Below are 25,782 nucleotides of genomic sequence, written 5' to 3'. Positions count from 1 at the left end.
CTCCTTAAGGCTGATGACAGAGCGGAAGCGATGCGCGTGACACCCCTTCCCCCGATGTTGAGTGATCGATAAACCATCGCACCGTCGCTTCAAGACCCTGTCTCAGGTTGGTGAATCGGCACTCCGGAAACAGCGATGAAAATGTTCTGCTCTGCAAGCGTTTCACCGGCACGCCTTCAGGTTGAGTCGAGTCGAATACCATCGGACCCGTATACCCCATGACGGACGCAATCGTTTCGGCTAAGGCTCGAATCGTGATGCCGCCGTCAGGAGTAATGATGGTTGTCGTCGAATCGAGATTACGCTCGATCGCATCGACGGCGATCTTGGCCACATCATCGACAAAGACGAATTGGCGCACCGCCCGGCCGCTTCCCCACACGACCAACGGAGTGCCGGTCGTCTTCGCCGCCCAGCAGCGGCTGATCAGCGAACCCACCACATGACCGCTCTCGGGATCGAACGAGTCCTGGGGACCATAGAGCGTGACCGGTGTCAGCGTGGTCCACTTCCACCCCTCTTCTTTCGCCACGAGACGGGTGTGGAGATCCAGCATGCGCTTGGCATAGCCGTATCCCGCATTGCCGTCATATGGGAGTGCGGCCTGGAGATCGTCTTCGGTCGTTGCCCGATCCGAAAAGAGAGGGAAGGCGCAACTTGAGAGAAGTGAAACAAGCCTCTGTATTCCAAGGGCGCGAGCGGCGGAGAGTACTGCTGTATTGATCAGCACATTGTCCTCAAAAAAGCGGCTATTACAGGCGGCATTGGCCTTTACGCCTCCGACCACACCAGCCAGATGAAGGATTTGCCCTGGCCGAATGTCTTCTATCAGCCGTTGCGCAACGCTGCGATCGCGGAGGTCTCCGTCTGCGCGCGCGAGATAGATCGCATCGGGACGGATCTTCCGAATTGCCGATCCCAGCAACCCGGTTCCGCCAGTGATCAGCAGCGGGCCTGTCATGCGGCCTCCAGGACGATTTGCGAAATAGCCGCGACATCGTCCGGCGTCAGCGCCGCATGGTTCGGGAGGAAGAAGCCGCAGTGGTGAATGCGATCGGCTACGGGGAAACTGGTCGCTCCATATCGACTGGTCCAAAACGGGTGAAGACCGAGATTCCCCGCGGAGAAAATACGAGTTTCCACCCCTCGCGCGACGAGCGCTTGAACGATCCGCTGGCGCTGCTGGCGAGATTCCGCCAGCAAGCCGACCGAAATACTGGCGACCTGACTATTCTTCGGGGCCCGTTGGACATAGAAGCTGGAACTGAGATGATCCAGGTAACGCCCGTGATTCGCCCGACGCTGTTCCGTCATCCAATCCAGCTTCTCCACTTGCCCGATTCCAATGAAGGCGTTCAGATCGGTCGAGCGAAGATTGAATCCCGGTTCGTAGAAGACGAACGGAGAGTGAAAGTCATCGATCAGGTGTTGCGTGACCAGTCCACGATGGGTTGCGGTATCCAGATCCTTGCTCCACCCGTGACTCCGGAGCATCAGGAGGAGATCGGCGAGGGCTTTGTCATTGGTCGAGACCATGCCGCCTTCGATGGTCGACATTTGATGGCCGAAGTAGAAGGAGAAGCTCGCCATATCGCCGAAAGAGCCGACTTTGCGTCCTTCATAGCTCGCGCCGATCGCGGCACAGGCGTCTTCCAGTAAGATGAATCCATAGCGTTCTTTCAGTGCCATCAGTTCCCGCATCTTATGCGGGACGCCCAAGACCTGAACGAGCATGACCGTCTGCGGTTGATGCTGTTTCAAGAGCGCTTCAAGATGGTTGAGGTCGAGCGCAAACGTGTCCGGATCGGCTTCGCACATGATGGGTTCGAAGCCGAATTGAATCGCGGGTGCAATCGACGTCACCCAGCCTACGCTGGGCACAATGACCTTCTTATTCCTCAGGCGTCCGGAAGCCAGGAGGGTGTAATACATGAGCAAATTCGCCGACGATCCCGAATTGCAAAACACGGAATGGGAGGCTCCCAGCCATTTCGACCAGCGCGACTCGAAGTCGACGGTGATCGGACCTTTGGTCAAACGAGGATAGGTTTGCAGCCATTCGACCAATCTATCGATGTCCTGGCGATCGATGGTGTCGTACGCAAGACACCATCGCGGGTTCATGGCTTGCTGAAGTGAATGACGGCCTTCCATGGCGTACTCTCCTCGATCGTAATCTGGATGCGCTGAGTCTGGCGGGTGAGACTAGTACAAGTTGTATGCCATTAAGTTTTTCAGAGAATCTGACGACTTATCGCGAAACAGTGGGAGGTCGTGCGAGGAGATCGGCAAAATGTGCCGCGCCAGGAGGAAAGAAACGACAGGAGAAGACGCTGAAGGGGAACGAGTGGAACAGCAGGTTATTGAAGTGGAAACGAATCGGTGACTTTTTGCGTGGTCCATTGTTCGATGGCCTGATGGACGGATCCACCCCACCCGCGGTACTCGATGTATTCCATTTCTTGAAAACGAAATTCGAGGCCGAGCGTCCAGGTACCCTCTGCGGCTTCGGCACTTTTGACAAGCCCAGTCAAATTTGTGACGTGACCGAGTCCGGCCAGCTCAAACTCCAAGCGTAGCGTGGCTCCAGCCCGGAGCCAGACCGGAGCATGCGGAACGATGACGCTGCAGCCTCCGATACTCAGATTTTGAAGCAGACCGCCGACGATCGCCGACGACGGCGCTCCGCTGATCGCGTTGCCCTCTACCCGTTCAAGGACAATCGGCTCGCAGGAAGTCACGCGGGCATGTTTGCGCAAATGCATTTCTTCCACGGTGTGCGGAAAGGCAATGAACAGCAGTGGCACCGGCGCGCTCAGCATGTCACGAATTTCGGTTCGATAGCCGACCAGCTTTCCGTCGTGGAGATAGCTGACCGTGCAGGGCGTTCCCCTGGGAATATCGGTCCCATGGCCGACCTGCAGCGGCCATTCGCAGACCAGCCAGGCATAGTCTTTCCATCCCAGGAGTGTCGAGCCGTACATCCCCTTCTGCCCGTTGAGCGTGAACGACAGTTTGAGGGAAAGGCCGACGGTGAGAAACGATGTCGGCGTGGGTTGTGTCGTGGTCACATCATTCATGCGGGCTCCTGATCGAGATAGACAGTGGGATTGATGCCGGTACTGACAGGGTCGGTCACGGCTGCAATGGTTCGCTGCGTCGCTCCTTGGGGGCGAGCAAGATCGACTGTCTCGGGATGCGACAGGATCGTATTACCTGCGCTTTTGACGACCATGATCTCGGGCTGGAGTGGTGTGGCCCGATTGATTCGGCTGACGACCGCCACCTCCCCAGTATTGAGCCGGACGACTGAGCCGACCGGATAGACGCCGACGACCTGGATGAACCGTTGGACGAGCGTATGCTCAAGGTGGCCTTTTTGCGAGATGAGATAGAGGAATTGCAGCGCTTCATGCGCCGGCTTGGCTTTGTGATAGCAGCGATCGCTTGTGATGGCATCGTAGATATCCACAACCGCGGCCATCATCCCGAACTGGCTGAGGTCGCCTTTGCGGCGCTGATACGGATAGCCGGTCCCGTCCACGCGCTCGTGATGTTCCAGCGCCGGCATCAGGTAGTTGTCCGTCAAACCGGTCGTCCCTGACAGGACTTCGGCTCCTCGCATCACATGCTGCTTCATGATTTCAAATTCATGGGCTTCGTATTTCCCCGGCTTATTCAAGATCTCCAACGGGACTTTCGTCTTCCCGATATCATGGAGCAAGGTGCCGACGCCGAGCTGATGCAAGAGCGTTTCGTCGATTCCCAGATTGCGCCCAAGCGACAAGGCCAGAAGCGACGTGTTGACCGAATGGAAAAACGTATATTCGTCGAAGTGCTTTAAGCGGGAGAGGCTCGTGAGGGCATCAGGATTCCGGAGGACGCTGTCGGCCATCTCTGATACCACCTGATTGACCGCATCCATGTTGATGTCGCGTCCCATGCGAACGTCGAGCATCGCTTCTTCGATCACATTCTTTGCCGCGGCATACACGAGTTTGGCGGCCGGCAGTTCCTCTTCGAATGGAATACCGGTGTCCCCCGGCGCCGCGGTGAGGACGGGAGAAGGATCATGCGCCTCAGCAGGCTCTTGGAAGAGTTCTTCCGCTGCCGGAGCCTCAGTCTCAAGCTCTCCTGAAATATCGAGCGTTTCAACACCGCAGGCTTTGAGTTGCTCCACCTGCTCCATCGACGTCACGGCCATACGGTGCCGGAAAAAAGGTGTGGCAAACCAGGAACAATCGAGTTTCTCGATGCGCATGCCGGGACGAAGCTGGGTGATGTGAATGCGTGTCGCCATGAGTGACTGCTGTGGGTATCCGTCAGAATTGCGCGTAGATCGCCGCTTGCCTCTGTATCGGAACAGGCACAGGAATTCTTGAGGGTAATCTCACGACGAGGGGAAGGAGGACTCTGTAAGCTCTCGAGCCAGGGTGCGGGCGCCCTCAAGCCGTTAAGATCGTTCTCCTGGGGACCGATATGACATGTGGGATCCTCTCGAAGTGGACAGGCGTATTCGGACGGCGGCAACCGGGGAGATACGAATTCATGAGTGGGACGAAGCAGATATCCATTGAGCAATTGATACCGGGCATGTTTGTCGTCGAGATGGATCTTCCGTGGTATCGAACGCCCTTCCTATTCCATAAACGTCTGATCCATGATGTAGAGACGATCGACGTGATGAAACAGCATGGAGTCCGACACGTCACCATTGATACGAGCAAGGGAGTCGATGTGCAGGCGGCGGGGAACACGCCGCCCGCCACAGCCGATCATTTACCTGCCACATTGGACGCGGGGCCTGTGGGCGATGAGGCCTCGCAGAAAGCCGGTTCGGTCCCTCTGGACGGCGGTGAGAACCAGGTGGCGGCCTTGTATGGCGAAGCGCAAGAGGCCGTGGAGCGCATCTTTGCCGATCTTGAGCGCGGAGTCCCGCCGACGCCGGCCGCAACGAAGGAGATCGTCGGGGGTGTCATCAACCAGGTGCTGCACGATCGCAGCGCACTCCTGCTGCATAGTACCTTTCTCAAGGTGAAGCAGTTCGATCGTTCCCTGGGCGCCCATGCTCTTGATACGGCAATCTTGTCGCTGGTCGTCGCCGTCGAGAGCGGAGTCGACCCGTCGGTCTACGAACAGCTTGGGATGGGAGCCCTCCTGCATGATATCGGCTATGTCCGCCTTCCCCGCAATCTGGTCCGCAAGCGAGACGAATGTAATGATTCGGAGCAGCGACTCTTAGAGCAGCACACTCAATTGGGCGTCACAGTTCTTGGCGAACAATCCGGTTACCACCAGGAGGTCTGTCGCGTCGTCGTGGAGCACCACGAGCGATGCGATGGAAGCGGATATCCGCGGAAGCTGAAGGCTCAGGACATCTCCCCGCTTGCCCAAATCGTCGGGATCGTGGACCTCTATGACAAGATGGTCAGCCGCCGCGGAGGCCGACCGGCGATGATCCCTCATGATGCCGTCCGTCAATTGTTTCTGGTCGGAGAGCGCGGGCAATACCCCAAACCGTTAGTTGAGGCCGTGATTCGAAGCATCGGCGTGTACCCCGTCGGCAGCCTCGTTCGGTTGAATACCGGAGAGCAGGCGGTGGTCGTCGGGGTCAATCCGGAACAGCGCTTGAAACCTCAAGTGAAGATTACCGGAGGGCCGCACGGAGAGTCCTATCCCAATCCGGAGCAAGTCGACCTTGCGCTCCCTTCGCAGGATAAGGTTTCGCGCACGGTCTTACGCGTGTTGGATCCCGTCCAAGAACGCGTCAATATTGCCATGTATCTGGACGATGGCATGGATCAGGCGGCCTAATGAAGCAGCTTCCCCAACGGCGGCGTTCGGCGTCCACTCGGCCCGCCAAGAAGCGGTCGCCGCAGTCATACGAAGGACTGTTGGACGGATTGCCGATCGGCGTCCTCATATTGAGTCCGGCCGGGGTCATCTCTGCGATGAATGCCGAAGGCGCCCGTTTGTGCGGGGTGGCCGGGACTGGCTATATCGGAGCACTCTTTCCGGAACTGTGGGAGCAGTTGACCGGGCGGAATGCGGCTATCACCCGACAGCTCATTCAGCAGGTGCACCGCGAGAAGCAGCCCAGGCAGCCGGATCAGGTGGTCATACGGCAGGGCCGGGGCCGCGCGATTCCGGTGGAGTGGACCTGCATGCCCGCCAGCTTCGATCAACAACTCGCAGTCTCCGTCAGCCTCAAAGATATGTCACGAGAGCAGGAATTGACGCACGATCGTAATCGTCTTGCCGCAATTGCCGACGAGAGTCCGTATCCCATCCTTGAGCTCGACGATCAGGCCAGCCTGATCTATGCCAATCCGGTCATGACCGGACTTTTGGCTCAGTTCGGTTATGGAACCGACGGATATCCACAAGTGGCTCCGCAGGGCTTGCCCGATCTGGTGCGGCGTTGTTTAGACGCGGACACGCCCATCCAGGAAATCGCTTATCGCCTGCCCGACGCGCGTTTCGCGTGGGTGTTCTGTCCCGTGAAGGCCGATCGGCATGTCCGCGGGTATGCCGTCGATCTGACAGAGACGCAGCGAGCGAAAGAGGCGCTTCACGCTTCGGCGGCAGAGCTGACCGCTCAAAACCTCCGGTTGGATCGGGCGCTTCAGGAGGCGCAAGCCGCCACTCATACCAAGGCGGCGTTTCTCGCCACCATCAGTCATGAACTGCGCACCCCCATGAATGGGGTGATCGGAATGACCAGCTTGCTCATGGACACCGCCCTCGCCCCCGAACAGCGTTCGTATGCCGAGACCATTCGGCAATGCGGGGAAGCGCTCCTGCATTTGATCAACGATGTTCTGGAGTGCAGCAAGATCGAAGCCGGCAAGCTGGAACTGGAATCGATCGAGTTCAATCTTCGGACGACCGTCGAGGACGTGCTCAAGCAGTTTGCTGAACGCGCCGAGTCCAAAGGTTTGGAATTAAACGGCCTCATTCATGCGGCCGTGCCGACCGGATTGAGGGGCGATCCCGGCCGGCTTCGCCAGGTCCTGACGAATCTGGTCGGAAACGCCATTAAGTTCACCCAACAGGGAGACGTCACCGTGCAGGTCTATCTCGAAGAGGAGACCGAGGGCGATGCCTTGCTCAGATTTGACGTGACGGATAGCGGGATCGGCATTAGCCCGGAAACACAAGGCAGGCTCTTTCAACCGTTTGTCCAGGCGGATTCGACGATGACCAGGCGGTATGGAGGAACGGGACTCGGGTTGTCGATTTCCAAGCAATTGATTGAGTTGATGGGCGGACAGATCGGCGTGAAAAGTGCGCCGGATCGCGGCAGTACGTTTTGGTGTACGGCCCGGTTTCCGAAACAGCCCTCGTCGGTGTCGGCGATTCTACCCATGGCGGATCTTCAAGGCCACCGTGTGCTCATCGTGGATGACAATGAGTCCAACCGGCTTATCTTGCACCATCTGGTCTCCGGATGGGGCATGCAGGATGTGCTTGCGGAGGATGCGGGAAGTGCCCTGGCGCTCATCGAGGAGGCCTCTCGGCATGGCACCCCGTTCGATTGCGCGATTGTCGATGTGGTGATGCCCGGAAAAGACGGTCTGCAATTGGCGGCGGAACTCCAAAGCCTTTCCTGCGCCGCTTCCATGCGTATCGTCGTCATGACCTCGCTCTTACAACGGGGGCATGCCGAGCGTGCCAGGAAGGTGGGGGCGAAGGGCTATCTCACCAAGCCCGTCCGACACGATGAATTGAGGGATTGCCTGCGCACGGTGCTCGGAATGGCGCACGCACCGGTCGAGCCTCCGCAGGCGGATGATACGGCCTCTCCGCGTCTGATTACGCGACACACCCTAGCGGAGCACTCCACGCGCCGACGGGTCTTGGTCGTTGAAGATAACGGCGTCAATCAGAAACTGGCCGTGCGCATGCTGGAGAAGCTCGGGTACCGGCCCGATCTGGTCGAGAACGGGCAGGAAGCACTGGCCGCACTTGATGCGGGGGCCTATGACGCAGTGCTCATGGATTGCCAGATGCCTGTCATGGACGGGTTTGAGGCCACGGCCGCAATTCGCCGGCAAGAGGCTGCAGGAAAGCGCTATGTGAGCGAGGGCCATTTGCCGATCATCGCGGTGACGGCCAATGCGATGCAAGGCGATCGTGAGCGCTGCCTGGCCGCCGGCATGGATGCCTACCTTGCCAAACCCATTAAGCTGGAGGATGTGCGGACGACTCTGGCCCGGTGGGTCATGTCTCCTGCGTCAGAAGATACGGGTAAAGGCGTGGCGAGGAGCATGGGCCCGGTGTCCGATGGACGGTCGATTTTCGACCCGGCCCAAATGCTCCAGAACATCGGAGGCGATCAGGATCTTCTGGTGCAATTGGTCGACCTGTTTCTCGAACGACAGGCCGATATGATGAGTCAAATCCGGCAGGCGTTGTCTCTTGGGGACACCGTGACGGTCGAGCGAGCCGCTCATACGCTCAAGGGGACGGCCGGCAATCTTTGCGCTCCGGAGGTGGCACTGGCGGCGGGCCGTCTTGAAGCCATCGGCCGGCTGGGGACGCTGCACGACGCTCCGGCGGTCTATGCGCATCTCGAAATGGAAATGCTTCGCCTGCTTCGGATCCTCGAAGACTATCGTGGTCCGAGCGGCGCCATGACACAGGCCGCCGCCTGACGCCACTCTTGCGTCATCGTAGGTGTCCTGCCGAAGAGTAATCAGACGGAACAGACAGCCGATGCGACCGGCTTGGGGGCGAGGGTGTCAGTCGCGGGCTTGTGTGCGAACAGCGGAAAGCGTGTGGGATAGTTGTCGGAGAGGATCAGCTGCTTGCAGAGCTTGGTGCGAGGATTCATGAGAAGCGGTCCCCGCAGATTGGCCGTGATGCCTGTCGGGTCGTTGGACGGAATGGTGAGCAGCACGGACAGAATCAACTCGTCGTCATCCTTGCCGTCCACTTCAACGAGGGCTTCATGAGGCGCCTGGACGTTATATTCAGGGTGGAACGTGGCCGGATCGAGAATCACAAAGGCCAATCCCGGTTCATCGAGTGACTGCAGCCATTTGAACGGCGCATCCGTATCGTGATCGAGAATCACGTAGCGGCGGCAGTCTGGAAATCCAAGAATCCCGTTCGGAAATGTCAGGACCGCGTCGGGTCGAACGTCACAGTTGCCGAAACGGGTCGAACGACAGTGCATCATGCATCCTTATGGCGCGCTCCGCCGCTTCGGCGGTGCGAGGTGGCGAAAGGCGTCGAGCGGAATGACTTGTGTTTTCGAGGCCAAGTGATTCTCGTCCTGAATCCGCGCATAGACTTCATCGCGATGTACCTCAATGGTGTGCGGAGCCTCGATCCCCAGGCGCACCTGTCCGCCTTTCATCCCGAGGACAATGACCCGGATATCCGGACCGATGGTCACACCTTCGCCGCGTCGTCTTGTCAGGACCAGCATGAACGCCTTCCGTGGCTGTTGAACCGATACCCCCTACGAGTCTATCGGTCTATCTGCTGAAACCTTGAGTCCCCTGTCCTGATTTATTGCAGATACTTCAGGAGCGAATTGCCGAACAGTTGATTCAGGGTACGACTGGCGGCTTCGATCGCGTATTGTTGCAAGGTAAGATCGGAAATCGCTTTGGCGAGATCCACATCCTCCGTTTCCGAGAGGGTTTGGGTAAAGAAGGACTTGAATTCATCCAGCCGGCCCGCGCTGCCGGTCAGCCGATTCGACAAGGCCCCGACTTCTCCCAGGACGGCGCCGGCCTGGCTGAGCCCGGTGCCGACATCCCCGATCGTGTCGCGGATGCCCCCGCGGTAGTTTGTTCTGAGCGAGGTGACGAGGGTCTTGATCGAGTCGAACAAGTCGATATTGGGACCGCTAAACACACGATCCCCGGACACGTTGGTGGGCACCACTTGATTATTGCCTACCTCTACCTGATGCACGCCGGCATCGCCTTGATATTGCAACCCCGTCACCACGGCAAACCGGTCGCCCGTGGCCGGAGCGCCGCTGCCGGTGGAGAGCTGCAGCCGGATTCCGTCGAAACTGATGTCGCTTCCCGTGCTGTAGGTTTGATTGGCCAACACGGTCCGTGGAGCGAGACTCACGGCATACGCGTCACCGCTTTGCGGTCCGCCGCGATCGCTATTGGAGAGGACCACCCGAAGACCGTCGAACTCAACGGCGTTGCCTGACACGTAGGTGTTGCCAGAGGACACTGTGGCGCTCGTCGTCGTGTTTACAATGTTGTATTGGGTACTGGAGGTGAACTGGATCGCATAGGAATTGAGCGTCAAATTGGCCGGTCCGATAATCCCTGCATCAGAGGCAAAGGCTCCCCCCGTATTGGCGCTGTTCCTGGTCACATTCACCGGGACGGTCACATCCAAGACGTCATACTGGGTTGCCGATGAAAACCGGATCACGTAGTCGTCCAAGGTGACGAGATTGTCATCTACGACGGTCCCTTGGCTGACCACCGCGCCACCGGTATTGGTCGATCCAGGGCTGGTCGTGGCCGTGAGTGCAAAAGGCTTATCTCCGGTTGTCCGGCTCCCCCCCACCAGCCCTAACGCAGCGCGAGAGGTGCCTCCGGTCACCGTCACGGTGGAGTCCGATCCATGCGTGTCGGACGCAATGACGAGATGATCTGTCTCAAACGTCACCGTCACGTGTTTCCCCGCTGCGGTTAGTGCGGCATCGGCATTGATCTGCGTTTGGACCCGGGCGGCGAGTTGAGCGCCGGTCAAGCTACCCGTGGCCGAGGTCAGATCGATGATGCCGGAAGTGACGCCGTCGACCGAGACCACGAGCGTATCGTTGGTGCCGTTGGTCAGCGTGACGGGCGTCGTAATCGCGAGCCCGGTCGTTCGGCCGTGGGTGCTGGTACCGGTAAACACCGGCTGCCCGTTCAACTCTGCATTGGCATATTGCTGGACCAGGGAGTAGAGCTGACGGACTTCGCGGGAACCGATGACGCGTTCCGCCGGCCCGTTCGTATCGCTACCGAACTGGACGGCGAGCTCTTGGACACGGCTGAGAGTGTCTGTCGTGCTGCTCAGGAGTTTATCGCTCAGATCGAGGCGTGTCCTGCCGAAGGAAATATTCCGTAGCCGTTGCTCAATCGACGAGACAGAGGCCTTGTCGAGGCTGATATGGTTGAAGGCGCTGGGGTCATCGGACGGCTTCCGCACTTTCTTGCCAGTCGAGACCTGCTGTTGCAGCTCCAAGGACCGTGCGCGGGAACGTTGCAAGTTATTGACCAGCACGCCGAACGTTTGTTGCTCAGTCACACGCATAAGGCATCCTTCTTTTTAGCGCTTCAGCGACAACAAGGTGTCGAACATCTCGTCGGTCACACGGATCAAGCGCGCTGCCGCTTCAAATCCCCGTTGAAACTTGATGAGATTCACGAGCTCCTCATCGATCGAGACGCCTGACACTTGTGCCCGGAAGGTGTCGATTTGATCGCGGAGGATTTCCTGTGCCGTTTGCTCACGATCGGCCGTTTGTGCGGAGACTCCGAGAGTGGCCGCGGTGCTGCGATAGGCGTCATGCAATGTGTTGTTATTTAGACTCGCAAACTGTGTGTGCTGGAGCGCCACGAGTTGGAGCAGTGTCGTGTTGTTGCCGGGGATCCCGGCCCGTGTGGAGGAGGCGGCGACCGTGGCCGGATTCGTAAGGGCGACGGCAACGTTGCCCGCGCTGTCGCGATACGAGTTGACTCGAAACACGTCATTCGCCGCCGGGGCGCCAGACAGCGTGGCGCTGATGCCATCAAAAATGAACGTGGAAGGGGCGCTATAGGTGCCGGATGCCGCCGTGCTGGTCCCGCCCAGCAGACCGAGACTGGTCCTGGCATTGCCGCCGGTCACATTCACCGCCGAGGAGGCGCCGGTTCCGTTGGATGTCAAGACGACGCGGTTGGTGATCGTGTCGAAGGTAACCGATACCGTCAACCCTGCGGCTTGCAATGTGGCATCGGCATTGATCTGTGTCTGGATTTCCTGGGCCAGCGCCGCGCCGGAGGTATAGGCCTGGCCAGGAGATGTGGCACCTGTCAGCGTGATGGTTCCGGACGTTACCCCGTCGACTGAGACGGTCAAGGCGTCGTTGGTTCCGGTGATGATGGCGAGCGGCGCGGCACTCGAAGGGGCCGTAATAGCGGTGCCGGTATAATTGCCCCGAATGGTGGCTCCAGTGGTGGTGTCCACGATCGAGTACGCCGTCGCTGAAGTAAACCGGACCTCGTAGTCGTGGAAAGTCAGCAAACTGTTTGCGGTGACGGTTCCGCTGCCGATCGCCGCCGTTCCCTGATTGTTGGAATCCGCCTGAGTTGTGACCGCGGGCGGCGTAAAAAAGTCTCGCCCCGTAGACCCGTCAAGACCGTAGCCCTGCCGATGAATCAGGTTGACCGCATTCGAGAGCGTCGAGGCAATGCGATCAAATTGATCTTGCAGGCCCTGAACCGTGGTGTCTCGCAAATCAAGCAAGGCGCGAAGGCGGCCGCTGGTGATCTGCCGGTCGAGACTGACGGTCCTGATTCCGCCTGTCGAATATCCGACTTCGAAGAGCCCCTCATTGTTCGCGGAGGCGACCGCTTCCAGATTGCGATGCGTGTCGCCTTCCACGACAACCTGCCCGCGAGCTGCGAATATGCTGAGCCCTCCGGTGCTGCTTTCAATGCTGGTGATATCGATGCGCTGGGCTAACTCGTTGAGCGCCAGCTGGCGCTGGTCCCTGAGGTCGTTGGCATTCTGCCCCGTGACTTCCGCGGTGACAATCTTTCCGTTCAGTTCGGCCAACTGAGTCGTGAGGCTATTGATCTCGGTGATGGTTTGCGAGACCTGGAAATTCAAGGAAGATCGGGCGTTGGTGAGATCCGCTGCGGCTTGGTTGAGACTTGCCGTCAATTGACTCGCTTTGCCCAGCAAGACCGACCGTGCCGTGGACTCGCCCGGCGATGTCGAGACATCCTGCAACCCCTGAAAAAACTCGCTGAGGGCGGCCCCGATGCCCTGATCGTTACTATCGCCGAATATATTCTGCAATCGAAAGAGCTCGTCTCGAGTTACGGATAGACGCCCGAGCGTTTGGTCGGACACGGTGAGCTGTTGCTCGACGAAACGATCGACATGGCGTCGGATCGAAGTGGCCTGCACGCCGGTCCCCGACATGCCGGGTTGTCCGTTAATCGGCGGCCGCTCCGTCAAGACGGCTTCCTGTCGTGAAAAGCCCGGAGTATTGACGTTGGAGATGTTATGCCCACTGACCGTCAGCGCTTGCTGAGCGGTGTTCAGGGCAGTCCTGGCGATGTCAAAGAGGGAGTTTAAGCCACCCATAGGCTATCCCTGCTGGTAGAGGACGGCTGATGACGGGTGTGCGAGCGCAGGCTTCCCCGTCCGGTTGTACGCCTTGCCGTCCGTCAGAGCGGCTGCTCCGGCGGTCAAGGCGTGTTCGACAAACCCTCGAATGCCATCGATGAGGACCACGTTCTGCTTGATCTCTTCACGCACATGCTTGGCGGTGGCCATCAAGGTCTCGTGATGACGACGAACGGTGGACGCCTCCGATCCTTGCCAGCGATCGAGCAGGAGGTGCAACGACGCGGTGGAGTCAGGCAACGACAGCGCGAGCACAATCTGGCGGACTGTCTGGTCGCGCGCATCTGCAATGGATTGGAGCTGTTCGAGTATCGCAAGGCGGCGAACATTGATGGGGTGAAAGTCGCCGATGGCGAGTGTTTTGATCGCGTGACGCTCCGCCTCGACCGTTTCAAGGAGGGACTGGCAGGCGGCCAGTTCCCGGAGGAGGATCGTGACTAATTGTGCTGACAGTGCCGTTGAAACCGAAGGCATACGCGCTCCCTGCGAACTTGCTCCGGACGTGACGCCGCCATCCTGGCAGCGTGGTCGATGTGGACCGTACCTGCTACAACACCGCGTCGGTCAGAACTTGCTTGATGAGTGCGTCGCCGACTTTGCGACCACTGACATCATAGGTGCCATGTTCGATGGCTTTCTTGATCTGTTCGACGCGCGCGGTCCGTTCGTGATCGGGGGTCTGGCCCAGCGCGCGAATGCGCTGCAGCTCTTTGGCCTGATCCGAAATCTGGACCCGGTCATTCCCCGTCTCTTTTTGAGACGGTTGCCGTTGCGTCGACGGACCTTTTGTCTCCTGCGTGCCTAAGAGAATTTTGGCCAGTTGATCGGAACGACCTGAACCTGAGATCTGCATATCTCTCTCCTTCTTCTGGGAAACGGCTGAGCCCACCGGGGTTTTCCCCTCTCGGTTGCTTCAACCCCTGTCGCACACCTTATCGGTCTTCACTGTCCGGAACTTTAGCGGTTGGCGGATAATTCTTTTCGATATATTCCTGAACCATTTGGGTAATCCCGATGCCCCCTGACTCGGATGCCCTATTCCCAATCTCCTGGTCATAAAAGGAGTAAAAGTATGAGCCCATCTTGCCGGACATCTCTGATTCATGAACGGTTTCCCGCATGACCTTCATTAAATAGGACACAAAGAATGCTTCATACTGCTTAGCGGCCTTCAATAACTCTTGCCGATCGCCAGGACTCCCCTTTACTTTCAAGGAGTTGACTTCATTCTGGTTCCCCAGTGGATCGGTGAAGACCGGGGAAGAAAGAAACTGCGCCTGAGTCGAATCATGAATATTCATAAGGATTCTCGTATCGTACAACAGCGATTGCCAGCCTATAACTTACTAATACTTTCTAATACAATCATGGCTTTATCTATATAATCTCAAGCGTAGCTTGGAGTGCTCCGGCTGCCCGGAGCGCCGAGAGAATCGAGACCAGATCTCTGGGTGTCACACCAACCGCATTGAGCGCCCTCACAACTTCTCCCAGCGTCACGGTCTCATCCACGACGATTAACCGAGACTCTTGCTCCTTCACCTCAGTCTGTACATCTTCTGTCACAGTGGCTGGTTGATTGCCGGCAGAGCCGATCAGTGGTGCATTTGGCTGAGAAACACTCAAAGTATTCTTCACCGAAATCGTCAGATTTCCGTGGGAAATAGCACAGGTGGAGATTCGCACATGCTCGCCAAGTACGACCGTACCGGTTCGTTCGTTGACCACTACTTTGGCGGCCATATCAACCGAGACATCCAGGCCTTCAATCGAGGCAATGTATTCGACAACTCGACCATGGAAGTTTGCGGGAATCGTGGCCTTCACAAGACCGGCATTGACGGGTAAGGCACTACCTTTGCCGAAGACCCCATCGATTGCTTCAGCCGTCCGAATGGCAGTCGTAAAGTCCGGCTGCCTGAGCATCACCGAGACGGTCTCCCAGGCATCGATATTGACCACCAGCTCCTTTTCGATAATCGCTCCTGCCGGTATAACTCCAGCAGCCTGATGATTCTTGGTGACGGTCGCTCCTCCCGGTCCGCCTGTCCCACCCAGGAAGCCTCCCACTGAGACTGGGCCTTGGGCTACGGCAAACACTTGTTGATTGGCCGCTTTGAGAGGAGTCAGCAAGAGCGTCCCGCCTTGCAGGCTTTTCGCATTGGCCATCGAAGAGACGACGACATCCAGAGTCTGCCCCGGCTTGGCGAACGGGGGAAGCTTGGTCGTCACCATGACAGAAGCAATATTTCTTGTGAGCAACTGGATTGGATCAATCACCAAATTGATCCCCATCTTGTTCAGCATGGACATCATGGCCTGGATCGTAAACTGGCCGCCGATGACTTGATCGCCGGTTCGATCAAGCCCCACGATCAATCCATAGCCGATCAATTGATTTTCCCGAACACCTTCAATGGCCCCGATGTCCTTGATCCTGACCGCCTCCGCAGAAAGCGGCACACACAAGAATCCGACGAGCGCTCCCGCAATCCATGACTTGGTATAACGTGTCTTCATTGGTGCGACGATCCCCTCGTATTACAACTTGTGCGCTGACTGAATGGCCGACTTTCGACCTAAAAGCATTCTTGAAATCCATCCCTGTTCCGAGGCCGATTCTTGTGGAATGCTGACTCTGTTTTTTCCGCGGTGCCAATAGCCGGTTCGACCGGGGTCCTGAGGCGGGTCGAAGTCCGCTCGCCTCACCACGCCGCTCATCACCATCATCTGCAACGACTGGAGCGAGACCGCGCCACGCCAGACGCCCCATTTCGCCGAGACTTTCCGTTTAGGAATCGTTTTCACTCAGGACACCCTTCTTAGAACGGGTAAACCCAATCAAGAATGCGAACCAGCCATCCCGGCCGCTGCACATCGTCCAACACTCCCAACCCTGCGTATTCGATCTTGGCATCGGCGATCGCCGAAGACAGCACGGTATTCTTCGTATCGACGTCCACCCGCCGCACAATACCGGCAATCGTCATCAGTTGCTTCTCACTATTGACCGACACTTCACGACGCCCTTCAACGCGCAAGTCACCGTTCGGAAGCACTTCCATAACAATCACCGAAATCGTACCGGTTAAGGTCCCTTCCCGGCTCGTCGCTCCCTTTCCGGTAAACTTATTGCTTGCGGACGCGTCGACCCCGAATCCGCGTCTGGCTTCATCGCTGATTCTGAAACCAGGGATTCCAAAATATCCCACTCCGGATCCTGCCAGGGAGTTCGAGAGAGTCGAATCTCGTTGCGCTGCGGTATCCGCCGACTTTGACCCTTTGTGCTTCTCGACAATCTTGACCGTGAGAATATCCCCCACCCGCATGGCGCGCAGATCTTCGTAGAGATAGGCCCGACCATTCTCTTCTTGCCACAACGACCCCAGAGTCTTGGGAGGAGGCAGCGGCGGTACGGTCAGCTTGGTTGAGACAGATGGCGCGAGGTTACAGGCGCTTAGGATTACACCGGCCGCCACCACACCCCATGTGCGAGCGATTACACAACGCATGCGTGATCCTAAAAATCTACTTGGACGAGACCCGGAGCGATAATCTTCGCGCGCAGCTCTCGCCCCGAATCAAGGTTAGCCACCATCACGGTTTGTCCGACTTGTCCGCTTCCCTTCGTCACGCCTGATGTTTGAACGGAGAAGTTGCCACGCCGCGCTTCAATCATGACGTGGTCCCCCTTCTTGACCATAAACGGCTTTTTCAAGAAGGTCGGACGCAGCGGAGTATTCGGCTGGAGCGGACGAACCGTGCTCTTCCCAATGACGGCCTCCGGGTCCGTGATGAAGGGATGTTTCACATCGTAGGTGACGATCCGCGCGGTCGTCAGATCATCCGGTTCAATCGTTTCTTCAGACTTCAAGTAGCGGGATGGGACGACCACATCGATCATGGCGGATATGTCGGCCAGCGCCTCAACGGTTTTCCACGGGTTCCCGTTGACTGTCACCTGGATGGCAAAGCTTCTGCGCCCCATCGTCGTGGAGCCTCCGGCGACGGAAGGGATCTGCAATTCGATCACCCCCACCGGAATCTTGATCGGATCCAGCGGTTCCAGAAGGGTAACCTGCACCGATTTCACCCTGGTGCCCCATTCCCCTTCGAGAAATCTCTGAATGGTTTTCTGGATCTGCTCAAAATGCAGCTCCCGCATCGTCGGCCGGGTCGCATCCAGCTTGCCGAGGGCCGGTCCGTTGGGCCCTGGCCCTCCAATCGAGACCGGTTTGGCAAGCTTCTCCGCCGTGGCGCCGATGGCCTGATTGGCCCCGGCGGCGAGCATACATGCGGCGACGATGATGCGAATACTGTTCATGGCTTCTTCCTTATCGTCTGAGATTGTTCGCGATGGACATCATCTCGTCAGACGCTTGAATCGTTTTCGAGTTAATTTCATAGCTCCGCTGCGCAATGATCATATTGACCATTTCTTCGGCCAGGTTGACGTTCGAACTTTCCAGGAAGCCCTGCTGAATGGTCCCGAATCCGGTGGAGAATCCGCCGGTCCCTTGGGTCGGAGGGCCCGACGCAAAGCTGTCGATGAACAGATTGTTTCCCATCGCCACGAGTCCGGCCGGATTGTCGAATCGCGTCAATTGAATCTGGCCGACCTGGGAAGCCTGCGTCACGCCAGGGAGCAAGACGGAGACGGTCCCGTCCTGGCCGATATCCATTTTCAAGGCCCCGGAAGGAATGGTAATCACGGGATTCAACAAGTCACCGTCGCCCGTGACCAAGTTGCCGACGTTGTCGCGCTTGAATGACCCGTTCCTGGTGTACATGATGGTGCCATCCGGTCTGGAGACTTGAAAGAACCCCGGTCCATCGATTGCGATATCCAGGTCGTTGTTGGTCTGACGCATGTTCCCCTGGAGCCATTCCTTTGAGACGGTCGTGGGGCGAACACCGGCGCCGACTTGAATGCCCACGGGAAAGACGCCCACGTTGGATGCGCTGGTGCCCGGCAAGCGCTGGATTTGGTAGAGCAGATCAGCAAACTCCGCCCGGCTGCGCTTGAACGAGTTGGTGTTGACGTTGGCCAGGTTGTGGGCCACGGTATCCACGTTGATCTGTTGTGCCGTCATTCCGGTGGCGGCTGTCCACATTGCCCGAATCATAATCGCCTCCTAAGCCACTCGTCCGACTTCTTGAATGGCCGTTTCAGCCATCCGGTCCAGGGTTTGAATCAACTTCTGAGCCGATTCATATCCGCGCATGCCCTCGATCATCTTGACCATTTCACCGATAGAATTGACGTTGGAATCTTCGATGTGCCCGACCTGGACTTGGGGAGCTTTTGCAGGGAACCCCTTATCGGAGATGAACATGCCTTCCGCGTACTTTTGCGGCATGTTGGAGTCGGGAAAATCCATGACCTTGATGGTGCCGACGGGATTGCCGTTGACCTTGATTTCGCCCTGATTGGAAATATCCATTTTCCCGACGGGAATCTTCAATTCCCCCTTCGTGCCCATCACCGGATACCCGAGATTCGTGACAAGCCGGCGTTGGTTATCCAGAGAAAGCATGCCGTTGCGGGTATAGCGTGTGCCTTGAGGGGTTTTGACTTCTAAGAAGCCGCGGCCTTGGATGGCGAGATCCAGGGGATTTCCGGTCAGCCGAATGCGTCCCGCGTCATAGGTTGTTTTGACTGTATTGGGAGCCGCATACACGCGTTCAGTCGGGCCGAAGGGTTTGGCCACGATCTGATTGGCGAGAGACACGGTTCCTGGAATTGCGGGAATCGCAAGATGCGCCTTGGGGAAGACCGCTTTGAAGGTCTGCTCATCCTGCTTAAACCCGGCGGTGTTGACGTTCGCCATGTTGTTCGCAAAGACTTGCATCCGGCGTTCGTGCGCCAGGGCTCCTGAGAGAATTGGATAGATACCTCGATTCACGGTCTTGGCTCCTTGGTAGTTCGTTTCGCAAGGAGATACAGCAACGTGCATGCCAGGCCGTGACACTCAGACGGCGTAGGCCTGTTCGATGTGGGAAGTAAGAAATGCTGGGGAATCTGGCAGGCTGTCAAAAAGTCGACGGTCTGACGGAAAGAGAACCGGACACGGTCTCTCCTTCGATCGGCGAATACTTCCGCTGACGAGGTAGAAGTTGCCTAGTGCAAAAGGGATTCGCTGGGAGCTGATTGCATCGCCATGGAAGATGGGCTGGGTGCGGCAGTGAGGGAATCGGAAAACCGGATGGGATTCTCAGAGGTCGCGAGGGCGAGTGATTTGACGGCCTGACTCAGCAAGGTTTCTCCTGATGCGCCAGAGGAGGCATACATTGCTCCCCCAATCTGACAGGTCAACAGGACCTCCTGTCCTTCAATCATCAGGGGTAGCGACATCGTGCGATAAATATTCTGTGCGAGCGTATCGATCTCCTCCCGTGCGACCACGTTTTCAATCAGGATGGCAAAACGCCGGTCGCCGATCCGGGCAACGGTATGGTTCGAGGGCAGCGCGCTCTTGATGCGGGCGGCCTGCACGCGCACGATCAACGAGATATTGGAGATATTGGGAGTGGGTATGGAGGTCGGAAGCGGACGAAATTGATGAAGATCTGCAACGAGGACGCCGATACTGCGGCCCATATTCGATGCCCGAGTGAGCCCTTGTTCGAGAAGCACGGTGAAGAGGCGTAGCGTGGGCAGGCCTGTCACGTGGTCGTATGCCGCCAAACTGTCTTCACGGGGCTGGCGTCTGGTTCGCCGGCCAAACGGCCAATACCATATTCCGGCAAGGCTGAGGCTGATGCTTACGAACAGTCCTACTCCGCCAACGAGTAATTCGGGAGCGATGAGGGACGCACTGCCCAGAGAGCTGCCGATGCTCGTGCCGGAAGGGGTTCTCCCCGGTGAATTCATGAGCCATTGAGCAGCCACTAGGCCGGTCGTGAGGGCTAGCGCAAAATAACAGATGGCCTTCGAGCGAGACGATACGCTGACTCTTGAGCGAGAACGACCCAGGCGGGAGAGACCCAGGGTGAATGGCCCGCGGTATCCGACGGAAGCACTGAGGGTCGTCGAGCGAGTTGATGGAGGCTGTTCTCTATCCATGAATGAGAGGCGGAGACATCCTTCTAAGTGATGCCTCTGTCTCGGCTATTCAGAGAGAGAACTGAAGCCCTGCTAGGGGAAGGATGCAATCCGGCACCAACCGTCACGAACAATCACGGGAAAGGCTGCCTGAAGGCAAGCGAGTCGCTCCCCTGCGGTTTCCGTCGGGCCCTACCCGTCAGCATGAAGAAAGGCTTTCAGTCGGAGGATGGCCTTGGTGTGAATTTGGCACACACGGGACTCCGTGACTTTCAACAGCTCGCCGATTTCCTTCATCGTCAGTTCTTCATAATAGTAGAGGGTCAGGACCAGCCGTTCTTTTTCAGGCAATCCTTGAATGGCATCGCCGATCGCTTCGCGCTCTCGCTCGTTCACTAACGTGGACAAGGGATCCGGGTGATGCGTATCGGCGAGCATCTTGACGACTTTGTGTCCATCCGGCTCTTGAAGTCCCAGGTCGTCGATACTGATCATCACGGCCCCTCGGGCCCGCGAGATAAAGTCGTCGAGTTCCTCCAGGGGCATCTTGAGTTCGGACGCCACTTCTTCATCCAACGGAGGGCGTCCCAGTCGATTCAACAACGTGATATGGGTCTTTTGCAGGAGGCCGATGCGTTCGTGTACGGATCGTGGAATCCAATCCATCGAGCGGATCTCGTCCAACATGGCGCCGCGAATCCTGAACTCCGCATAGGTCTTGAATTTCGCTTCTCGATTGGGGTCGTATTTCTCCATCGCATCCATCAGGCCGATGGTCCCGACGGAGATCAAATCCTCGGCATCCAGGTACGCGGGCAATCGAAAGGCCAGGCGATGGGCCATTGCCCGAATCACATGCGCAAATTCTTTGATCAGTTGCTCCCGATGAGCATCGCCGCTGGGAATCGCTTGATGAACACGATGAACTGCCGTTTTACTCATAGTAAGTATGCCTTTGACTCCATCACATGACTGCGGTGGTCTGAAGTAAGCGTTGCCACAACAGCTGCACAGCGCTCTTAGGAAAATTCGGCTTCGGCCACTGCAAAACTTGCCCAGCGAGCCGCGTCAGCGCCAGGGCCGCCGGCGAGCCTGGAAACAGCTCCAGCAAAGCCTTTTGCTGCTTCACAGCGAGCGGAACATAATCATCCTGAGGGATATAGCCGACATATTCGAGGACAACATGCAGGAACCGGTCCGCTGCGGTGTCGAGCTTTCTGAACACTTCAGCCGCTTCTCTCGGGCTCTTGGCCATGTTGACCAACACCTTGAAGCGACGTTCCCGATATTGTCTGGTCAACACCTTAATCAGGGCGTAGGCATCTGTGAGGGAGGTAGGTTCGGGAGACACGACGACAATGGTATCTTGAGCCGCGGAGGCAAAGAAGGTGACATTCGGCGAAATCCCCGCCCCGGTATCGATCAGCAGGACGTCGACGTCCCGCGAGACCGCCTCCAATTGCTCCATGAGCAACATTTGTTGCGATTCACTCAATGCCGTCAGCTGAGGCACCCCGGAGCTGGCGGGCAAAACCCGGATTCCACCGGGACCGTCGACAATCACGTCATCCAAGCAGTGAGTCCCGGCCAGCACATGCTCGATCGTATGCTCAGGAACCAAACCCAGCAGCACATCCAGATTTCCCAATCCGAGGTCGGCATCCAAGACCAGGACACGCTTTCCTGCTTTACTCAGTCCCATCGCCATATTGGCCACGATGTTGGTCTTTCCCACGCCGCCTTTGCCGCTGGCCACGGCGATGACGTGCGTCAGCGACGAGGCTCGCTCCGACACGTCCCCTGCCGTTGGTGTATACGATCCGCTCTGCATAGTGTTTCCTCCTACCGCGTAACAGTGTCCATGGTCACTTCGTGTGCGCTGCGTAACGCTGACCGCTCCGCCGAAGCCTGAGAATCCAGCGACGATCGGAACGGAACGGTGTAGCGACGGCTGACGAGAAGCTCGGCCAGCCGTTGCGGCGTCGCGACTTCAAGATCTTCTGGAACCCGCTGACCGGCGCTCCAATAGGACAGTGGAATGCCTGATTGGTGACTCAATTCGTACAGGGCGCCGAAGGAGTCCGTCTCATCGAGCTTGCTGAACAGGAGTCGCAAGAGCGGGAGCGCATGGATCTGCGCCACCTGACGTTGCAAATCCTGCTCACGTGTCGAGGCCGAGACCACAACGTGCGTCTGCACTTCCGGTTCGGTCTTGAGGAGCTGGTGCAGGGTATGCACCAAGGCAAGATCTTTCTCTCCAAAACCGGCCGTATCGATCAGGATCAGATCGGCATCGGTATGCTTGTGGACATAGGCCGCAGCCTGCTTCGCAGACATCGCCGATTCGCATGGAATACCCAACACATCGGCATACATCCGGAGTTGCTCGACTGAAGCCAATCGATAGGTGTCCAGCGAGACAATGGCGACGGACTTCTTTTCTTCCAACTGATAGTGGGTTGCCAGCTTTGTGATCGCGGCCGTCTTGCCGGCCCCGTTTGTTCCGATCATCATGGCGATAGTCCGATCTCCCTGACCGGAGAGCAGAGATCCGCTCACGCGCATGTCCTGAGCCAGGCACTTCGCCAACGCATGCTGCAGGTCGTACGGCGCCGTCGAGTTGCGACGAGCCAGTTCCACGCCCACGGACCGTCCGATCCTGTCGGCGCTCGACGGGCGCAGCCCTTGTGCCACAAGATTGCGGCACAACGATGCGATGGCCGGCTCCGCATGTTGACTCAACGATTGTGAGGCCGCCGGCAAAGACGCGCCGATCTCCCGGCTTAACTCGCGTAAGTCTTTGCGCAGATCTTGTAAACGACTCTGTTTGATATCCGATGAACGCGGCGCAGTCGGGCGTGTCTGCCGAGGCGCAGGAGCCGTCACCGGCGGCTGATTCATGCCATACACATGAGATGCAGATGCTGGTTGCGCTAACATTCCCTGCAGGGTGTCACGAAAGACTTCCGGCCCGACCGGCTGGGTCCATGTGCTGGCCGAAGATGGCGCCTGCGAAGCTTTCCGTGGCTCGCTCGGGGCCGATGTATCCCGCGACGGCTTGATCCGGGGCAACGGATCATATTCGGCCGCCGCCATGACCTCCAAGACCGGCTTATTGAAATAACTCATCAACCGGCCGCCTTGATGCACTTCCTTGGATGAAAGAATGACGGCATCCGGCCCCAGCTCTTCCTTGATCGCTCGAATCGCATCCTGCATGGTCAAGGCATGAAACGTTTTCACTTTCATGATTCACCTCACGACGGTTGTGGGAGCTCTGAGTCGAGCCGGATGGTATCCAGCGACTGCAAGCGCACCATGGCATCGATTTCATTCAGTCCGATCACCGGAACAGAGTGCAAGAGCCGGTCCGTCAATCGTCGCAAGTGTCGTCGCACGGCCGGGGAACAGAGCAGAATCGGCTGCTGGCCGCGCGCAGCCACGCGTTCCGCTGATTGCTTGAGCGCTGTCAGAAGTTTGTGCGACAGCGCGGGATCCAGATTCAGCATGGCGCCCTGCGGCAATATTGACGCTTGCTCCGCCAGCGTTCGATCGAGGCGCGGATCGAGTGTAATGACCGGGAGCGAGCCGTCCGGCGCCTGATACTGCTTGGTAATGGTCCGGGCCAGTGATTGGCGGGCCATTTCCGTCAACAGTTCGGCATCCTTGGTCGTCATGGCATGATCGGCAATGGCCTCCAGGATGGACCGAATATCCCGGATGGGAATCCCCTCCTTGAGAAGATTGCCCAAGATCCGGACCACCGTACCCAGGGAGACCATGGTCGGAATGAGTTCTTCCACCAGCTTGGGATGCGTCCTCCCGACTTCGTCGAGCAAGGCTTGGGCTTCCTGCCGGCCCAACAATTCATGACCGTGCCGTTTGATGATTTCGGACAGATGCGTGGTGATGGCCGAGCTGGCATCGACGACGGTATAGCCGGCCATCTGGGCCTGCTCGCGCTGGTCCTCAACGACCCACAATGCCGGCAAACCGAAGGCCGGTTCCTTGGTGGGAATGCCTTGGACCATCCCACGTTGCGCCGTGCCGGGATCGATCGCCAGCACATGGCCCGGAAGCACTTCAGCCTTGGCGACTTCAACGCCTTTGAGCATGATCGCGTATTCATTCGGGCGCAGTTGCAAATTGTCCCGGATATGAATGGGAGGAACGACAAATCCCATGGATTCGGCAAACTGCCGCCGCAGACCCTTGATGCGCTCCAGGAGCGTATTGCCCTGCGTGCCTTCAACGAGGTTGATCAGGCCGTATCCCACTTGCACTTCCATGAGATCGAGCGGCGCGATGTGGGCGACCGGTTCTTCAACCTTTGCGGTTACGGGCGGAGGAGCCTGAGTCTCCGGCGTCTGCTCCCGTTGATAGAGATGGTAGGCGATCCAGCACACGCCGGCTCCGAGGACCAGGAAGGCCAGATGCGGCAGCCCCGGCACCAGGCCGAGGGCCAGCAGGATTCCTCCGGCCGTTCCCACAGCTCGGTGTGAATTGAGGAGTTGCTGTGTCATCTCCGCGCCAAGATCGTTCTCTGAGGCCGCGCGCGTCACGATCATACCGGTGGCGGTCGAGACGATGAGGGCCGGAATTTGAGCGACCAGGCCTTCGCCGACAGTCAAGAGCGTGTACGTTTGCGCCGCCAGGCCTGGGCTCATGCCCTGCTGCAGAATGCCGATGGTCAGCCCGCCGACGATATTCACCACCACAATGATGACGGCCGCGACCGCGTCCCCTCGCACAAACTTGCTGGCACCGTCCATGGCTCCATAAAAGTCGGCCTCTTCCGCGATATCCTTCCGCCGCCGTCTGGCTTCATCTTCTTTGATGAGGCCGGCGTTCAAGTCGGCGTCGATGGCCATCTGCTTACCAGGCATGGCATCCAACGTGAAGCGGGCGGCGACTTCAGCGACGCGGCCGGCACCCTTGGTGACGACGACGAAATTGATGATCACCAGGATGGCAAAGACCACGAGACCGACGGTGTAATTTCCGCCGACGACAAAGGTGCCGAACGTGCGGATGACTTCCCCTGCCGCCGCCGCCCCCTCATTGCCATGCAACAGAATCAGGCGGGTCGACGCAATATTCAGGGACAGCCGGAGGAGCGTGACCATCAGGAGAATCGAAGGGAATACCGAAAAGTCCATCGGCCGGCGGACCTGTAGTCCCACCAGCAAAATGATGATGGAAATCGTGATGTCGAAGCTGAGCAACAGGTCCAATAGAAACCGCGGAAGCGGTAACAGCATGACCATGAGCACACCGACGACACTCACGGACATGACGATGTCGGGATGCTTAAGGAGTGGTGGATGCTCGACTGGAGACACAGTTGTCGTGGATGCCATGTAATA

24 protein-coding genes are annotated in these 25,782 nt (G+C 58.0%); 2 read left to right on the top strand and 22 right to left on the bottom strand.

Going from position 1 to position 25,782, the window contains the following annotated elements; genetic code table 11:
- Window positions 1–4: 4 nt before the first annotated feature.
- From Q7U39_07390 to Q7U39_07375, 4 genes are all read right to left on the bottom strand, one after another.
- The gene (locus Q7U39_07390; protein MDO9117762.1) at window positions 5–961 is read right to left on the bottom strand and encodes an NAD-dependent epimerase/dehydratase family protein; all 957 of its coding nucleotides are present in this window, start codon (window positions 959–961) and stop codon (window positions 5–7) included.
- Window positions 958–2,154, bottom strand: a complete 1,197-nt coding sequence (locus tag Q7U39_07385) for an aminotransferase class I/II-fold pyridoxal phosphate-dependent enzyme (GenBank protein ID MDO9117761.1) — start codon at window positions 2,152–2,154, stop codon at window positions 958–960. Before Q7U39_07385 ends, Q7U39_07390 begins: the two co-directional genes overlap by 4 nt.
- Window positions 2,155–2,360: 206 nt before the next feature.
- The gene (locus Q7U39_07380; protein MDO9117760.1) at window positions 2,361–3,080 is read right to left on the bottom strand and encodes a flagellar brake protein; all 720 of its coding nucleotides are present in this window, start codon (window positions 3,078–3,080) and stop codon (window positions 2,361–2,363) included.
- A complete protein-coding gene (locus Q7U39_07375; GenBank protein MDO9117759.1) occupies window positions 3,077–4,300 on the bottom strand; it encodes an HD-GYP domain-containing protein in 1,224 nt (407 codons plus the stop codon). The genes Q7U39_07380 and Q7U39_07375 overlap by 4 nt, the downstream gene beginning before the upstream one ends.
- Window positions 4,301–4,548: 248 nt before the next feature.
- Between Q7U39_07375 and Q7U39_07370 the strand changes: the two genes are divergently transcribed.
- Window positions 4,549–5,814 (top strand): DUF3391 domain-containing protein, encoded by a 1,266-nt coding sequence (locus Q7U39_07370; GenBank protein ID MDO9117758.1) that lies wholly within the window; start codon window positions 4,549–4,551, stop codon window positions 5,812–5,814.
- The gene (locus Q7U39_07365; GenBank protein MDO9117757.1) at window positions 5,814–8,657 is read left to right on the top strand and encodes a response regulator; all 2,844 of its coding nucleotides are present in this window, start codon (window positions 5,814–5,816) and stop codon (window positions 8,655–8,657) included. The genes Q7U39_07370 and Q7U39_07365 overlap by 1 nt, the downstream gene beginning before the upstream one ends.
- Window positions 8,658–8,698: 41 nt before the next feature.
- Here the strand turns inward: Q7U39_07365 and Q7U39_07360 are convergent, their stop codons facing one another.
- From Q7U39_07360 to flhA, 18 genes are all read right to left on the bottom strand, one after another.
- Window positions 8,699–9,184 (bottom strand): flagellar assembly protein FliW, encoded by a 486-nt coding sequence (locus Q7U39_07360; GenBank protein ID MDO9117756.1) that lies wholly within the window; start codon window positions 9,182–9,184, stop codon window positions 8,699–8,701.
- 6 nt (window positions 9,185–9,190) lie between these two features.
- The gene (gene csrA / locus Q7U39_07355; protein ID MDO9117755.1) at window positions 9,191–9,436 is read right to left on the bottom strand and encodes a carbon storage regulator CsrA; all 246 of its coding nucleotides are present in this window, start codon (window positions 9,434–9,436) and stop codon (window positions 9,191–9,193) included.
- A gap of 83 nt (window positions 9,437–9,519) precedes the next feature.
- On the bottom strand, window positions 9,520–11,286 hold the full coding sequence (locus Q7U39_07350) for a flagellin (GenBank protein ID MDO9117754.1): 1,767 nt from the start codon (window positions 11,284–11,286) through the stop codon (window positions 9,520–9,522).
- Window positions 11,287–11,301: 15 nt separating this feature from the next.
- Entirely contained in the window at window positions 11,302–13,329 is a 2,028-nt protein-coding gene (gene flgK / locus Q7U39_07345) for a flagellar hook-associated protein FlgK (protein ID MDO9117753.1), read from the bottom strand.
- 3 nt (window positions 13,330–13,332) lie between these two features.
- Window positions 13,333–13,845: a flagellar export chaperone FlgN gene (flgN, locus tag Q7U39_07340; protein ID MDO9117752.1), complete on the bottom strand. Its 513-nt coding sequence runs from the start codon at window positions 13,843–13,845 to the stop codon at window positions 13,333–13,335.
- 73 nt (window positions 13,846–13,918) lie between these two features.
- Window positions 13,919–14,224: a flagellar biosynthesis anti-sigma factor FlgM gene (gene flgM, locus Q7U39_07335; protein ID MDO9117751.1), complete on the bottom strand. Its 306-nt coding sequence runs from the start codon at window positions 14,222–14,224 to the stop codon at window positions 13,919–13,921.
- A gap of 79 nt (window positions 14,225–14,303) precedes the next feature.
- On the bottom strand, window positions 14,304–14,672 hold the full coding sequence (locus Q7U39_07330; GenBank protein ID MDO9117750.1) for a rod-binding protein: 369 nt from the start codon (window positions 14,670–14,672) through the stop codon (window positions 14,304–14,306).
- 76 nt (window positions 14,673–14,748) lie between these two features.
- A complete protein-coding gene (locus tag Q7U39_07325; GenBank protein MDO9117749.1) occupies window positions 14,749–15,891 on the bottom strand; it encodes a flagellar basal body P-ring protein FlgI in 1,143 nt (380 codons plus the stop codon).
- Between the two features lie 21 nt (window positions 15,892–15,912).
- Window positions 15,913–16,179 carry a hypothetical protein gene (locus Q7U39_07320; protein ID MDO9117748.1) on the bottom strand — a complete coding sequence of 89 codons (267 nt, stop codon included), beginning with the start codon at window positions 16,177–16,179 and terminating at the stop codon, window positions 15,913–15,915.
- 14 nt (window positions 16,180–16,193) lie between these two features.
- A complete protein-coding gene (locus Q7U39_07315; GenBank protein ID MDO9117747.1) occupies window positions 16,194–16,883 on the bottom strand; it encodes a flagellar basal body L-ring protein FlgH in 690 nt (229 codons plus the stop codon).
- Window positions 16,884–16,891: 8 nt separating this feature from the next.
- Window positions 16,892–17,695, bottom strand: coding sequence for a flagellar basal body P-ring formation chaperone FlgA (flgA, locus tag Q7U39_07310; GenBank protein MDO9117746.1), 804 nt, complete (start codon window positions 17,693–17,695; stop codon window positions 16,892–16,894).
- 10 nt (window positions 17,696–17,705) lie between these two features.
- Window positions 17,706–18,497 carry a flagellar basal-body rod protein FlgG gene (gene flgG / locus Q7U39_07305; protein MDO9117745.1) on the bottom strand — a complete coding sequence of 264 codons (792 nt, stop codon included), beginning with the start codon at window positions 18,495–18,497 and terminating at the stop codon, window positions 17,706–17,708.
- A gap of 9 nt (window positions 18,498–18,506) precedes the next feature.
- Complete coding sequence (locus Q7U39_07300; protein ID MDO9117744.1) at window positions 18,507–19,277, bottom strand: flagellar hook basal-body protein; 771 nt, start codon at window positions 19,275–19,277, stop codon at window positions 18,507–18,509.
- 215 nt (window positions 19,278–19,492) lie between these two features.
- Window positions 19,493–20,263: a GGDEF domain-containing protein gene (locus tag Q7U39_07295; GenBank protein ID MDO9117743.1), complete on the bottom strand. Its 771-nt coding sequence runs from the start codon at window positions 20,261–20,263 to the stop codon at window positions 19,493–19,495.
- Between the two features lie 345 nt (window positions 20,264–20,608).
- On the bottom strand, window positions 20,609–21,358 hold the full coding sequence (locus Q7U39_07290) for a FliA/WhiG family RNA polymerase sigma factor (GenBank protein MDO9117742.1): 750 nt from the start codon (window positions 21,356–21,358) through the stop codon (window positions 20,609–20,611).
- A 22-nt stretch (window positions 21,359–21,380) separates the two neighbouring features.
- Complete coding sequence (locus Q7U39_07285) at window positions 21,381–22,247, bottom strand: MinD/ParA family protein (GenBank protein ID MDO9117741.1); 867 nt, start codon at window positions 22,245–22,247, stop codon at window positions 21,381–21,383.
- Between the two features lie 11 nt (window positions 22,248–22,258).
- Entirely contained in the window at window positions 22,259–23,665 is a 1,407-nt protein-coding gene (flhF, locus tag Q7U39_07280) for a flagellar biosynthesis protein FlhF (protein MDO9117740.1), read from the bottom strand.
- An 8-nt stretch (window positions 23,666–23,673) separates the two neighbouring features.
- Window positions 23,674–25,776: a flagellar biosynthesis protein FlhA gene (flhA, locus tag Q7U39_07275; protein ID MDO9117739.1), complete on the bottom strand. Its 2,103-nt coding sequence runs from the start codon at window positions 25,774–25,776 to the stop codon at window positions 23,674–23,676.
- Window positions 25,777–25,782: the final 6 nt, after the last annotated feature.

Source organism: Nitrospira sp., from assembly GCA_030653545.1.
Lineage (GTDB): Bacteria > Nitrospirota > Nitrospiria > Nitrospirales > Nitrospiraceae > Nitrospira_D.
This window is presented reverse-complemented; position numbering and strand designations above follow the sequence as displayed.

Bases quoted from the DNA above. Each gene is read 5' to 3' on its own strand.
- flgM (MDO9117751.1), bottom strand. From the start codon at position 14,224: ATGCAGATCTCAGGTTCAGGTCGTTCCGATCAACTGGCCAAAATTCTC.
- flgA (MDO9117746.1), bottom strand. From the start codon at position 17,695: ATGAACAGTATTCGCATCATCGTCGCCGCATGTATGCTCGCCGCCGGG.
- Q7U39_07290 (MDO9117742.1), bottom strand. From the start codon at position 21,358: ATGAGTAAAACGGCAGTTCATCGTGTTCATCAAGCGATTCCCAGCGGC.
- Q7U39_07330 (MDO9117750.1), bottom strand. From the start codon at position 14,672: ATGAATATTCATGATTCGACTCAGGCGCAGTTTCTTTCTTCCCCGGTC.
- Q7U39_07385 (MDO9117761.1), bottom strand. From the start codon at position 2,154: ATGGAAGGCCGTCATTCACTTCAGCAAGCCATGAACCCGCGATGGTGT.
- Q7U39_07315 (MDO9117747.1), bottom strand. From the start codon at position 16,883: ATGCGTTGTGTAATCGCTCGCACATGGGGTGTGGTGGCGGCCGGTGTA.
- flhF (MDO9117740.1), bottom strand. From the start codon at position 23,665: ATGAAAGTGAAAACGTTTCATGCCTTGACCATGCAGGATGCGATTCGA.
- flgG (MDO9117745.1), bottom strand. From the start codon at position 18,497: ATGATTCGGGCAATGTGGACAGCCGCCACCGGAATGACGGCACAACAG.
- csrA (MDO9117755.1), bottom strand. From the start codon at position 9,436: ATGCTGGTCCTGACAAGACGACGCGGCGAAGGTGTGACCATCGGTCCG.
- Q7U39_07380 (MDO9117760.1), bottom strand. From the start codon at position 3,080: ATGAATGATGTGACCACGACACAACCCACGCCGACATCGTTTCTCACC.
- Q7U39_07370 (MDO9117758.1), top strand. From the start codon at position 4,549: ATGAGTGGGACGAAGCAGATATCCATTGAGCAATTGATACCGGGCATG.
- flgK (MDO9117753.1), bottom strand. From the start codon at position 13,329: ATGGGTGGCTTAAACTCCCTCTTTGACATCGCCAGGACTGCCCTGAAC.
- Q7U39_07350 (MDO9117754.1), bottom strand. From the start codon at position 11,286: ATGCGTGTGACTGAGCAACAAACGTTCGGCGTGCTGGTCAATAACTTG.
- flgN (MDO9117752.1), bottom strand. From the start codon at position 13,845: ATGCCTTCGGTTTCAACGGCACTGTCAGCACAATTAGTCACGATCCTC.
- Q7U39_07365 (MDO9117757.1), top strand. From the start codon at position 5,814: ATGAAGCAGCTTCCCCAACGGCGGCGTTCGGCGTCCACTCGGCCCGCC.
- Q7U39_07375 (MDO9117759.1), bottom strand. From the start codon at position 4,300: ATGGCGACACGCATTCACATCACCCAGCTTCGTCCCGGCATGCGCATC.
- flhA (MDO9117739.1), bottom strand. From the start codon at position 25,776: ATGGCATCCACGACAACTGTGTCTCCAGTCGAGCATCCACCACTCCTT.
- Q7U39_07285 (MDO9117741.1), bottom strand. From the start codon at position 22,247: ATGCAGAGCGGATCGTATACACCAACGGCAGGGGACGTGTCGGAGCGA.
- Q7U39_07390 (MDO9117762.1), bottom strand. From the start codon at position 961: ATGACAGGCCCGCTGCTGATCACTGGCGGAACCGGGTTGCTGGGATCG.
- Q7U39_07360 (MDO9117756.1), bottom strand. From the start codon at position 9,184: ATGATGCACTGTCGTTCGACCCGTTTCGGCAACTGTGACGTTCGACCC.
- Q7U39_07325 (MDO9117749.1), bottom strand. From the start codon at position 15,891: ATGAAGACACGTTATACCAAGTCATGGATTGCGGGAGCGCTCGTCGGA.